Source organism: Kitasatospora sp. NPDC004531 (assembly GCF_053602195.1).
In genome coordinates, this window is record NZ_JBSGDD010000039.1 from 48,835 (window position 1) to 59,847 (window position 11,013).

Below are 11,013 nucleotides of genomic sequence, written 5' to 3' on the forward strand. Positions count from 1 at the left end.
CTGGCCGCCTGCACCGGGCCGGTGAGGTTCGCCCGGTAGCGTATCCGCCAGCAGCGGGTGTACCCGCAGCCAGCCCGCGGTCACCACCGCGGGCGCCGGCACCGTGAAACCACCGCGGCGGCGGCCGCGTCAAGACAGAGCGTGCGGGGACACTACGTCATATCCTCACCGGCCGGTGGGGGAGAGGGTCGGAGATATGGAAGAGCCTCGTCGCCTAGGCGGCAGGTACGAGCTCGGCGGCGTCCTCGGACGCGGTGGCATGGCCGAGGTGTACCTCGCCCACGACACCCGGCTCGGCCGCCAGGTCGCAGTGAAGACCCTCCGCACCGACATGGCCCGCGACCCCTCGTTCCAGGCCCGGTTCCGCCGCGAGGCGCAGTCCGCGGCCTCCCTCAACCACCCCGCCATCGTGGCCGTCTACGACACCGGCGAGGACTACATCGACGGGATCTCCATCCCGTACATCGTGATGGAGTACGTCGAGGGCTCCACCCTGCGCGAACTGCTGCACACCGGGCGGCGGCTGCTGCCCGAGCGCGCGCTGGAGATGACCATCGGCATCCTGCAGGCGCTGGAGTACTCGCACCGCGCCGGCATCGTGCACCGCGACATCAAGCCCGCCAACGTCATGCTGACCCGGCAGGGCAACGTCAAGGTGATGGACTTCGGCATCGCCCGCGCGATGGGCGACGCCGGCATGACGATGACGCAGACCTCCGCGGTCATCGGCACCGCCCAGTACCTCTCCCCCGAGCAGGCCAAGGGCGAGACCGTCGACGCCCGCTCCGACCTGTACTCCACCGGCTGCCTGCTGTACGAGCTGCTCACCGTCCGCCCGCCGTTCGTCGGCGACTCCCCCGTCGCGGTGGCCTACCAGCACGTCCGCGAGGAGCCCGCGCCGCCGTCCGCGTACGACCCCGAGGTGCGCCCGGAGATCGACGCGATCGTGCTGAAGGCGCTCGCCAAGGAGCGCGACTACCGCTACCAGTCCGCCGACGAGATGCGCGACGACATCGAGCGCTTCCTCGACGGCCTCCCGGTCGCCGCCGCCCAGCAGGCCGCCTACGGCGCCGGCGCGGCCGGCTACGGGTACGACCAGGGCAACGGCCAGTACGACCCGTACGGCCAGACCAACATGCTGCCGCAGCAGGGCGGCCCCACCACCATGCTGCCGCCGGTCGGCCACCAGCAGCCCGCCCAGTACGGCGGCTACCAGGAGAACGGCTACGGCAACGGGGGCGGCGGCTACGACGACGACGGCTACGAGGGCCGGGGGCGGCGCCGCGAGGAGCAGTCGAAGAAGAGCAACACCTCCTGGATCGTCCTCGCCGTCGCGGCGGTGCTGGTCCTGGTCGGCGCGTTCTTCGTGGTGCAGGCGTTCGTGAAGACCGGCGGCGCCAACGCCAAGACCACCGTCCCGAACCTGGTCGGCAAGTCGCTCTCCGACGCGGAGAACGCGGCGAAGTCGCAGAACGCCTCGCTCGGCGTGGTCGCGGGCGACCCGGTCGCCTGCCCCGACACCAAGATCCAGAAGGACCAGGTCTGCACCCAGGAGCAGGCCGCGGGCACCGAGATCGCCACCACCGGCAAGATCACCGTGCACCTGTCCTCCGGCCCGGCCCAGGTCGACGTCCCCGACGTCACCGGCCAGACCAAGGACGCCGCCAGCGCCGCCCTGACCGGCAAGGGCTTCGTCGTCACCGTCAACTACAGCAACGACGACAAGGTCGACCAGGACAAGGTCATCTCGCAGTCGGTGACCGGCAAGGCCGCGACCGGAGCCGCCATCACCCTGGTGGTCTCCTCCGGCCAGCAGAAGGTCACCGTGCCGAACCTGGTCGGGCAGTCCCAGGACAACGCGACCCAGGCGCTCACCGAGCTCAACCTGACGGTGGCCGTGGTCACCAAGACCGTGGGAGCCAACGAGCAGGCCAAGGTCGGCCAGGTCATCGCCCAGGACAAGACCGGCCAGGTCGCGAAGGGCACCAAGGTGACCCTCACGATCGGCAAGCTGGCCGACAAGCTGACCGTTCCGCCGCTGCAGAACCTCAAGCTGTCCGAGGCGCTCAACGCGCTCAAGCAGGCTGGGATCACGAACTACCGGCTGATCGGCCCGCAGGACCCGCAGGCGATCGTCGCCCTGTTCACCCCGGACGCCGGCACCCAGATCACCCCGAACGACACCGTGGTCCTGACCCTCAGGCCGGCGGACAAGACGCCCGGCACCCCCTGACCGGTCCCGCACACCGAAGGGGCCCGCACCGTCCTCGGACGGCGCGGGCCCCTTCGCGTCGGCGTCAGCGGATCTCGGGCGGGGGCGTACGGCGGTCGTCCATCGGGTCGACCCGGACCAGGCTCGCCCAGACCGCCATCCGGTAGCGGGAGGTGTACACCGGCGTGCACGTGGTCAGCGTCAGGTACCGGCCCGGGCCGGTGAACGGCGAGCCCTCGGGGACGGGAGCGACCACGCCCACGTTGTACTTGGAGGTCTGCGGCAGCGTCCCGGCGACCCGGTACACGAACCAGGCCTCCCGGGTCTCCACCACCACCGCGTCGCCCTCGTCCAGCCGGTCCAGGTCGTGGAACTTCGCGCCGTGCCCGTCCCGGTGCGCCGCCAGCGTGAAGTTGCCCTCGGTGTCCCAGGGCATCGCCGAGCGGTACGGCTCCTCGTAGACCCCGGCCACGCCCTCGTTGAGCACCTCGGTGCTGGTGCCCATCCGGATCAGCGTGGTCCGGTCCTCCTTCTCGAAGGCCGGCACGTGCAGGAAGCCGACGCCGTCGCCCGCCTCGTACTCCGGGACGGGCGACTGCTCACCGGGCGCGGTCACCGCCGGGGCGCTCCAGGTCTGCCGCAGCCGGTCGCCCTGCCGGTCCGCCTCCCGGGCGGCCACCACGTCCGTCCACCAGAGCGAGTACCCGACGAACAGGGCCAGCACCAGCCCGAGGGTGATCAGCACCTCCCCCGCCAGACCCAGGACGGCTGCCAGCCTTCCGCGCCGCTTCCGGCCCCGCATGCCTGTCCCCATGGTCGCCGCGCCTCACTGCTCAGTGTTGCCCGGTCAGCGCCTCCGGCTGGCCCTGGCTCCTCGGCCGTTCCTCGACCATCTTGCCAAACACGATCAGCCTTCCCCGGGCACTGAACTCCGGCGTGCATGTCGTCATGGTCAGGTAGCGGCCCGGTGCGCTGAACGGCGAGCCCTTCGGCACCGGCTGGATCACCGAGACGTTGCTCGGCGGGGTCTCCGGGATGCCGCCCGCCACCTCGTACGTGTAGTAGGCCGTCGCCGTCTCCACCACGACCTTGTCGCCCGGCGCCAGCTTGCCGATCTGCCGGAACGGCTGGCCGTGCGTGGTGCGGTGCGCGGCGACCGAGAAGTTGCCGGTCTGGTCGGACGGCATCGCGGTGTCGCTGTAGTGGCCGACCAGGCCCTTGTCGAGCACCTGCTGCTTGTTGGTGCCCTCGGCGATCGGGTAGTCCAGGCCCAGCTTCGGGATGTGGATGATCGCGAAGCCCTTGCCCGGCTCGAACTTGGTCGGCGCCGGCGGCGGGGGCGCGCCGTCGGTCGACGGCGCCGGCGGCTGCGCCCACTGCTGCTCCAGCTTCTTGCCGGCCTCGTCGGCGGCGTTGTCGGCCACCACGTTGGTCCACCACAGCTGGTAGGAGACGAACAGCAGCAGCGTCACGCCGAGGGTGATGAACAGCTCCCCCAGCACGCGGGCCAGCACCACCCGCTTGCGTTCCTTGGGGCGCGGCGGACGCGGCCCGGCGGCCCGCCCGGAGGCCCGCCGCCGTCCGGTGCCCGCCCGCAGGCCCACCGGGCCCTGGGCGCGCCGCCGTCCGGCGCGGTCCTCCGGCCCGGGTATCGGGGCCCCGTCGGGCCGGCTCGGCAGCCGCAGCTGCAGGGTCTGCTCCGGGGCCGGCTCGTACACGCTCCAGCCGTCCGGCTCGTCCATCTCCTCGGGAAGGCCCCGCTCCGGGCGCACGGCGGTCATCCGGTCAGCTCCGGCCGATCACCGGGGCGAGGCCGGCCGAACGGCCGACCGCCTCCGGGTAGCCGCACTCGGCCAGCCAGTTGGCGAGCATCCGGTGCCCGCCCTCGGTGAGCACCGACTCCGGGTGGAACTGGACGCCCTCGACGAGCAGTTCGCGGTGCCGCAGACCCATGATCACTCCGCTCTCGGTCCGCGAGGTGACCACCAGCTCGGGCGGCACGGTGTCCGGTTCGACCGCCAGCGAGTGGTACCGGGTGGCGGTCAGCGGCGAGGGCAGGCCCTCGAACACCCCGCCGTCCTCGTGCACCACCGAGGAGGTCTTGCCGTGCAGCAGCTCCGGCGCCCGGCCGACCACCGCGCCGTACGCCACCGCGATCGACTGCAGCCCCAGGCAGACCCCGAACAGCGGCAGCCCGGCCTTCGCGCAGTGGTGCACCATCTCCACGCACACCCCCGCCTCCTCCGGCGTCCCCGGACCGGGCGAGAGCAGCACCCCGTCGTAGCCCTCCGCGCCCTCCCTGGGCCGGGCCTGAGCCACCGTCAGGCGGTCGTTGCGGACCACCTCGCAGACCGCGCCCAGCTGGTACAGGTACTGGACGATGTTGAAGACGAAGCTGTCGTAGTTGTCGACCACGAGGATCCGGGGCGGGTGGCCGGCGGAGGTCATCGCTAACTCCTGGGGTGTGCGTGCGTCGAAGGGCGGACGGAGCGGGGAGCCGAATCAGCCGCCGGCGCCCTGGTCCACCGTCACGTTCCCGAAGGGGAGCAGCGGCTCGGCCCACGGGAACACGTACTGGAACAGGACGTAGACCGCCCCGAGGACGAGCAGCAGCGCGATCAGCGCACGAACCGGCGCGGGGCCCGGAAGATGCCGCCAGATCCAGCCGTACATGGTGCTCCTCGATGCTCGGGTGGGCACAAGCGTAAACGCCCGTCCGGCTGCCCCAGGGGGGTATTGACGCAGTTGGCCCGGCGCGGCGGCCTACTGGGCCGAGGCGGCCCGCAGATCGATCGATCCGGCGTACCCTGGCAGGCTCAGCTCGTTGCCCTCCTGGACCTTCCAGCCCAGCCCGTACGCGGCCACGTAGCCCAGGTAGTTGCGGATCGTCGGGTCGGCGTCCACCGCGGCGCGCAGCGCGTCGGTGCGGCCGACGGCCCGGATCACGTACGGCGGGGAGTAGACCCGGCCCTGCAACAGCAGGGTGTTGCCGACGCAGCGCACCGCGCTGGTGGCGATCAGCCGCTGGTCCATCACCTGGATGCCCTCGGCGCCGCCCCGCCAGAGCGCGTTCACCACGGCCTGGATGTCCTGCTGGTGGATCACCAGGTCGTTCACCCCGGGCTCGGGGACGCCGGGGATCCGGGCGGTGGCGTTCGGCGGGGCGTCGTCCAGCGTGACGGTCAGCCCGGGCCCGTGCAGCGGAGCCAGCCCGGCGGCCTGCTGCAGCGCGGCCAGCCGGGCGGCGTCGTCCGGGCTCTGCCCCTGCTCGCGGGCCAGCCGGTCGGCCCGCTGCTGCTCGGCGGCGACCTGCTCCTGGAGCTGCTGGTTCTGGGTGGAGCGCTGCTGTATGACGTCGCCGAGCTTGAGCAGCGAGTTGTCGGTGCGCAGGTCGGTGCCGTGCGCGGTCCGGCCGCTGACGTAGAAGAGCAGTCCGGCGAGTGCGAAGACGGTGCAGGTCAGGGCACGTCCGACAATTCGGCCTCGGCGCGGGCGCGCGGCCGGGCTCTGCGAAGAAATCGTGGAATCAGGCACCGTACCCTTATCTCCCTCAGACCCGGCGAGCCACTACGCTAACGGACGCCGGTGGCATGTGCGGAGCTCCGACCGTACGGATCCGGTTCCCGACGTGCCGCCCCGCCCCCACTGACCACCTGCGCGGTCACAGCGCATCGACAGGAGAGCCCCTCGTGCCGAAGTCTCGACTCCGCAAGAAGGCCGATTACACGCCGCCGCCGACTTCCGCGACCGCCGTGAAGATCAGTTCCGGCCGGAGCTGGGTGGCACCGCTGATGCTGGTGCTGTTCCTGATCGGCCTGGCCTGGATCGTCAGCTACTACGTGACCAGCGGCACCTGGCCGGTCCGCAGCTGGGGCAACTGGAACATCCTGGCCGGCTTCGGCTTCATCGCGGCGGGCTTCGGCGTCTCCACGCAGTGGAAGTGAGGCCCGGGCCGCCCGCCGGGCGGTCCGCCCGCTGATCTGCACTCCGCACCGCTCCGGCCTCCGGGCCGGAGCGGTGTTCGGCGTGCCCGGCGCCCTGCCGGTCACGGAGCGTCCGAACGTTTATCCACAGGGTTGTCCACACTGGGGAAAACTTCCCCAATCCTGTGGATAACCCGAAACGCAGCAGGATAACGCGCGTAGACCGGGGAAATCCAATCGTCCGCCGGGCCCTGCCTGTGGACAGCGCGCAGGGGCCGGCTCAGCCGGGCAGCCGGGCCATCCCCACCAGCAGCAGGGCCAGGCTCGCCACCAGCACCCCGGCCGTCGTCAACCCCTGCACCAGGTTCCGGTGCGCCCGTGGGGCGTACATCATGCCCGCGGCGATGACGACGCCGGCCACCAGGCCGCCGATGTGCGCCCGCCAGTCGATGCCCTTCAGCGAGAAGCTGATCACCAGGTTCACCACCAGCAGCGCGATCACCGGCTGCATCGGCACCCGGTTCACCCGGAACAGCACCGCGGTGGCGCCCAGCAGCCCGAAGATCGCCCCGGACGCGCCGACCGAGAACAGCTGGCTGGTCCCCGGCGTCAGCAGGAACGCCAGCACGTTGCCCGCGATCCCCGCCACCAGGTACAGCCCGAGGAACCGCAGCCGGCCGAGCACCCGCTCCAGCTGGGGGCCGAGCACCCAGAGCGAGAACATGTTGGTCGCGATGTGCAGCAGCCCGCCGTGCACGAACATCGCGGTCACCAGCCGGTACCACTCCTGCGGCCCGGCGGCCATCCCGAACCGCAGCCCCGGCAGCGGCGCCCAGCTGACCAGGCCCAGCGTGACCTGCCACCGCCCGGCGACGTACTCGGTCAGCACGAACACCAGCAGGTTCAGGCCGATCAGCACCTTGGTGACCAGCGCGCCGTCGCCGAGCGCCAGCACCCCGCCGAACGACGTCCGCGGCCGGGGCCGCTGCTCGGCGGCGCCGTGCACGCAGTCCGGGCACTGGAAGCCGACCGAGGCGGGCACCATGCACTCCGGGCAGACCGGCCGCCCACACCTGGCGCAGGAGACACCGGTCTCCCGCTCGGGGTGCCGTGGGCACCGGGGCAGCCCCGGGCCGTCCACGGGCGTCGGCCGCACGGGCTCCTCCGGAAGCATCGGTGCTGTCCCTCCTCGACGAAACGGTCCCGGCGCCGCCGCCGCGCGAAACGGGGCACCGCCGGGACCGTCCAGGCTACTGCGCGCCGGGGCGCGCGGGGCCGCCCCGCAGGGCGGCGGGGTTGCGAATCAGCCGCGCGAGACGACGACCGACTCGATCACCACGTCCTCGACCGGGCGGTCGTAGGGCTTGGTGGTGGCGGTGGTCGCGATCGCGTCCACCACCTTCTGGCTGGCCGCGTCCACGACCTCGCCGAAGATGCTGTGCTTGCGGTTCAGCCAGCTGGTGGGCGCCACCGTGATGAAGAACTGCGAACCGTTGGTGCCCGGGCCGGCGTTGGCCATCGCCAGCAGGTACGGACGGTCGAAGGACAGGTCGGGGTGGAACTCGTCGGCGAACTTGTAGCCCGGGCCGCCGGTGCCGTTGCCCAGCGGGTCACCGCCCTGGATCATGAAGCCGTCGATCACCCGGTGGAAGACGGTGCCGTCGTAAAGCGGCGTCTTGACGGCCACCTCGCCGGTCTCCGGGTTCCTCCACTCGCGGGTGCCCTCGGCCAGCTCGACGAAGTTGGCCACGGTCTTCGGGGCGTGGTTCGGGAAGAGCTTGACCACGATGTCGCCGCGGTTGGTCTTCAGGGTGGCGGTGAGTTCCTCGGCCACGGGAGTACCTTCCTGTCGTCCTAGCTGACTATCCGGAAAATCATCCCATGATCACGGCAGACGGCTCAGTCGAAGGTGCTCGGCGGATAAGCAGGATGCATGATCTCCTATCAGATGGAAAGGTGCATACCGGACACCGCTGGACACCAGCCGAGAAGGAGAAGCCCGTGAGCCGTACGGACACCGCGCGCGAGACCGCCGCACGGGCGAAGGACGCCGTCGCGCCCTACGCCGCCTCCGCGAAGGAGGCCGCCCTGCACTACGCCGAGGAGGCCCGGCAGGCGCTCGGTCCCAGGCTGGAGGCGCTCGGCCCGAAGGCCGCGGCCGCCGGCGCACAGGCCCGCAACGGCGCCGGGCAGGCCGCGCAGGCCGCCCGGGTGCAGTACGTCAAGCACCTGGCCCCGCACCTGGAGCAGGCCTTCTTCAGCCTCCCGCCGGAGACCCAGAAGTCCGCGCTGAAGGCCCTCCACCGGGCCCAGGAGGCCGCGCTCGCCGCCAAACTGTCGGCCGGTCAGGCCGCCTGCCAGGCGCGGGCGAACGTCGCCCCCAAGGTCGCCGAGACCTTCCAGGCCGCCAAGGACAGCGTCGTCCCGCTCGCCCACGAGGCCCAGGCCCGCGGCGCCGCCGCGATCACCGCGCTGCAGGGCAACGTCAGCGCCGCCGAGATCGGCGACCTGGCCGCCAGGAACGCCAGGAAGAAGAAGTGCCACGGCGGCTGGGCCACCGGCCTCGCGGTGGCCGGCGCGATCGCCATCGGCGCCGGCGTGCTGACCTGGCAGTGGTACCGCAAGCAGAACAACCCGGAGTGGCTGGTCGAGCCCCCGGAGCCCGCCACCGGCCCGTCCGCCACGGCCACTGCCGCCACCACCGCCCGGCCGGGCAGCGCGGCCGGCGCACCGGTCGGCGGGGCCACCCTGAACGGCTCCGTCCCGCACGACGGCGGCCCCGAAGCCGCGGACGCTGCCGAAGCCGCCGAGACCGCCGGAGCGGCGCCCGCCCCGAAGCCCGGTCCGGCGACCGGCAACCCCGGCGAGGAGGAGCGGCCCAAGCCGCACGATCCCCGCAAGCCGCACTGAAGCCCTGCCCGGCGCCGAAACAGCTTCGCCCGGCCGCGAGTTCCGCGGCCGGGCGAAGTCGTTCTTCTCTGTGGAGCCTAGGGGAGTCGAACCCCTGACATCTGCCATGCAAAGACAGCGCTCTACCAACTGAGCTAAGGCCCCGAGCAACGGGCACTAGCCTACCCGCTCGCAGGCCACGCCCCATGCGGGTTTCGGACCGGCCCCGGCGTGTGCGCCGCAGGCCGGTCCGAGGAAGACTCGTGCGTCAGCTCAGCGGCCGGCCGGGACCGGGTCGGTCGCCTCGGTCCACAGGTCCTGCTCGGCGCGGTCCGCCTGGACCTGACGGTAGACAAAGAAGCCGCCGAGGGCGACCAGGGCGACCAGGAGAAGCTTCTTCACCGCGGGACCTCGTCCTTCTTGCTTGCTTGGATGTAAGGGTACGAACCAGCGGTCAGGCTGAAGACCGCCCTGGGGCCGATGATACACACCGGTAACCGGTTCAGAAGCGGCCCCCGCCACCGTCAACCGGCCGATCTGCAAGCGCCTTTGACGCTTGTCCACCAGTACGGTCATCGGACTGCGCGCCCGCTCCCACCTCTACTGTCGACGCCCCGGGCCGGCCACCGGTTCCGAACCGGCCGACACCTACCCACCCTGGCCGCGCCGCCGCCTGCGCAGATGCGCGACATCCCGCCGGATCGCCAGCACGTGCTCGCCCAGCGAATCCAGCCGGGCGCCGTGGGCGTCCAGGCGCGACTCCTGCCGGGAGATCCGCTCACTGATCGCGGTGATCACCAAGCCCTGCGCATCCAGCCGCCGGTCCACCGACCCCAGCGCGGCCGCCAACTCGGCAACCACCCCCGGCAGCTCCTCCGCGGTGAAGCCGTACTCCGGCGGCTCCTCCCCCGCCCGCGGACACCCCTCGAACGGTTCCAGCCCGTCGATCCGCCGCCGCCACACCGCCACGGCCGGATTCCGCCGCACCGCCTCCTCCTCGTCCCACCGCAACTCGCTCCACCGCTTCCACGGCGGGGCCGGAAGGAACCGGTGCCCGGCCACCGGCCGGACAGCACTCTCGATCAGGTCGAGCAGCCGACGACGGACCTCGCGGGCGACCTCGCTGTCCCGCAGCAGCATCGCCACGTTCAGCACGGCACGACGCGAGTACAGCGCGACCCCGTTCCCCCCGCCCTGCGGGCGGTGGCCGAGACCGGCTTCGGGGGCGCTGACCTGCCAGAAGTTCGGATTGCACTCCTGCTCTCCGGAGGTACCGGCGCGCTGCCCGGGCAGGTCACCCGCGCGAGCATCCGACTGACCGCCCTGCAGGCCGCTGACCTGCCAGAGGGGCTCTTTGCACCGCTGCTCCCCGGAGTTGTCCACAGGCATGAGAACGGTGAATCCGCTGCTCTCCAGCTCCTCGCGGTGGCGGCGGAGCACCGACCGGATCACGTTCTCGCTGACGCCGAAGTACTCGGCGACCATCCGCGTGGTGGCGTGCAGCCCGTCGGGCAGCAGGACGAGGGCCTTGACCTCGTCGAGGACTTCGGTGCGCTCGCACAGGCCGCTGCGGAGCGTCCTGGATTCGAGCAGGGCGGCTTCCATGGACATGGGGTTTGCCTCACAGGGTGAAAGAAGGCACGACGTGGGAACCGCCCGGGTGCCCGGGGCGGGCGGGGCCGGGCATCCGCCGGCCGGAGCAGAGGTCGCGCTATGTCCCACGTCACCCAATGACCGGGTCTGTCGCCCGGCTATCCCCGACTTCACATCAGCTTCGAGTCAGCTCACCCTGAAATTCTTCCTCTGCGCACCGGGCTCAACGAGCCACCTGGGGAGGGGGTTACGGGGAAAATGTCGAAGGCCCCGATCCCCAGGTGAGGGGGGCCGTCGCGCCCGGGGGCCCAACAGGACAGATCGGGAGAGCGTCGGGTAGGGGAAGAGTGTTGTTGATACGGGGTAGATATAGGTGGTCGCCGGTTCATTAAAAAG

The 11,013-nt window shown here is 71.6% G+C and carries 12 protein-coding genes and 1 tRNA gene; 3 read left to right on the forward strand and 10 right to left on the reverse strand.

Features of this window, described 5'->3' with window-relative positions:
* Positions 1 to 196 precede the first annotated feature (196 nt).
* Entirely contained in the window at positions 197 to 2,233 is a 2,037-nt protein-coding gene (gene pknB, locus ACWEMJ_RS17835) for a Stk1 family PASTA domain-containing Ser/Thr kinase (RefSeq protein WP_452137995.1), read from the forward strand.
* Between the two features lie 64 nt (positions 2,234 to 2,297).
* Here the strand turns inward: pknB and ACWEMJ_RS17840 are convergent, their stop codons facing one another.
* From ACWEMJ_RS17840 to ACWEMJ_RS17860, 5 genes are all read right to left on the reverse strand, one after another.
* A complete protein-coding gene (locus tag ACWEMJ_RS17840; protein ID WP_452137996.1) occupies positions 2,298 to 3,014 on the reverse strand; it encodes a class E sortase in 717 nt (238 codons plus the stop codon).
* A gap of 31 nt (positions 3,015 to 3,045) precedes the next feature.
* Entirely contained in the window at positions 3,046 to 3,993 is a 948-nt protein-coding gene (locus ACWEMJ_RS17845; protein ID WP_452137997.1) for a class E sortase, read from the reverse strand.
* Positions 3,994 to 3,997: 4 nt separating this feature from the next.
* Positions 3,998 to 4,660 carry an aminodeoxychorismate/anthranilate synthase component II gene (locus ACWEMJ_RS17850; protein ID WP_452137998.1) on the reverse strand — a complete coding sequence of 221 codons (663 nt, stop codon included), beginning with the start codon at positions 4,658 to 4,660 and terminating at the stop codon, positions 3,998 to 4,000.
* Between the two features lie 54 nt (positions 4,661 to 4,714).
* Positions 4,715 to 4,885 carry a hypothetical protein gene (locus ACWEMJ_RS17855; protein WP_452137999.1) on the reverse strand — a complete coding sequence of 57 codons (171 nt, stop codon included), beginning with the start codon at positions 4,883 to 4,885 and terminating at the stop codon, positions 4,715 to 4,717.
* A gap of 90 nt (positions 4,886 to 4,975) precedes the next feature.
* Positions 4,976 to 5,746: a DUF881 domain-containing protein gene (locus tag ACWEMJ_RS17860; protein ID WP_452138000.1), complete on the reverse strand. Its 771-nt coding sequence runs from the start codon at positions 5,744 to 5,746 to the stop codon at positions 4,976 to 4,978.
* A gap of 155 nt (positions 5,747 to 5,901) precedes the next feature.
* On the opposite strand from ACWEMJ_RS17860, the gene crgA reads away from it, so the two are divergent.
* Positions 5,902 to 6,156 carry a cell division protein CrgA gene (gene crgA / locus ACWEMJ_RS17865; RefSeq protein WP_452138001.1) on the forward strand — a complete coding sequence of 85 codons (255 nt, stop codon included), beginning with the start codon at positions 5,902 to 5,904 and terminating at the stop codon, positions 6,154 to 6,156.
* 259 nt (positions 6,157 to 6,415) lie between these two features.
* Here crgA and ACWEMJ_RS17870 read toward each other — a convergent pair whose 3' ends face one another.
* Both ACWEMJ_RS17870 and ACWEMJ_RS17875 read right to left on the reverse strand, forming a co-directional pair.
* Positions 6,416 to 7,180 carry a rhomboid family intramembrane serine protease gene (locus ACWEMJ_RS17870; protein ID WP_452138002.1) on the reverse strand — a complete coding sequence of 255 codons (765 nt, stop codon included), beginning with the start codon at positions 7,178 to 7,180 and terminating at the stop codon, positions 6,416 to 6,418.
* Positions 7,181 to 7,438: 258 nt separating this feature from the next.
* Positions 7,439 to 7,969 (reverse strand): peptidylprolyl isomerase, encoded by a 531-nt coding sequence (locus tag ACWEMJ_RS17875; RefSeq protein WP_452138003.1) that lies wholly within the window; start codon positions 7,967 to 7,969, stop codon positions 7,439 to 7,441.
* A gap of 167 nt (positions 7,970 to 8,136) precedes the next feature.
* On the opposite strand from ACWEMJ_RS17875, the gene ACWEMJ_RS17880 reads away from it, so the two are divergent.
* Complete coding sequence (locus tag ACWEMJ_RS17880; protein ID WP_452138004.1) at positions 8,137 to 9,045, forward strand: DUF5324 family protein; 909 nt, start codon at positions 8,137 to 8,139, stop codon at positions 9,043 to 9,045.
* Positions 9,046 to 9,116: 71 nt separating this feature from the next.
* Here ACWEMJ_RS17880 and ACWEMJ_RS17885 read toward each other — a convergent pair.
* From ACWEMJ_RS17885 to ACWEMJ_RS17895, 3 genes are all read right to left on the reverse strand, one after another.
* Positions 9,117 to 9,189, reverse strand: a tRNA-Ala gene (locus tag ACWEMJ_RS17885).
* Positions 9,190 to 9,297: 108 nt separating this feature from the next.
* Positions 9,298 to 9,426, reverse strand: coding sequence for a DLW-39 family protein (locus ACWEMJ_RS17890; RefSeq protein ID WP_014137031.1), 129 nt, complete (start codon positions 9,424 to 9,426; stop codon positions 9,298 to 9,300).
* Positions 9,427 to 9,672: 246 nt separating this feature from the next.
* Positions 9,673 to 10,635 (reverse strand): endonuclease/exonuclease/phosphatase family protein, encoded by a 963-nt coding sequence (locus ACWEMJ_RS17895; RefSeq protein WP_452138005.1) that lies wholly within the window; start codon positions 10,633 to 10,635, stop codon positions 9,673 to 9,675.
* Positions 10,636 to 11,013 lie beyond the last annotated feature (378 nt).

Excerpts from the sequence above, each read along its gene's own strand:
- ACWEMJ_RS17855 (WP_452137999.1), bottom strand. The coding sequence starts at position 4,885 with ATGTACGGCTGGATCTGGCGGCATCTTCCGGGCCCCGCGCCGGTTCGT.
- ACWEMJ_RS17895 (WP_452138005.1), bottom strand. The coding sequence starts at position 10,635 with ATGTCCATGGAAGCCGCCCTGCTCGAATCCAGGACGCTCCGCAGCGGC.
- ACWEMJ_RS17870 (WP_452138002.1), bottom strand. The coding sequence starts at position 7,180 with ATGGTGCCCGCCTCGGTCGGCTTCCAGTGCCCGGACTGCGTGCACGGC.
- pknB (WP_452137995.1), top strand. The coding sequence starts at position 197 with ATGGAAGAGCCTCGTCGCCTAGGCGGCAGGTACGAGCTCGGCGGCGTC.
- ACWEMJ_RS17840 (WP_452137996.1), bottom strand. The coding sequence starts at position 3,014 with ATGCGGGGCCGGAAGCGGCGCGGAAGGCTGGCAGCCGTCCTGGGTCTG.
- ACWEMJ_RS17850 (WP_452137998.1), bottom strand. The coding sequence starts at position 4,660 with ATGACCTCCGCCGGCCACCCGCCCCGGATCCTCGTGGTCGACAACTAC.
- ACWEMJ_RS17845 (WP_452137997.1), bottom strand. The coding sequence starts at position 3,993 with ATGACCGCCGTGCGCCCGGAGCGGGGCCTTCCCGAGGAGATGGACGAG.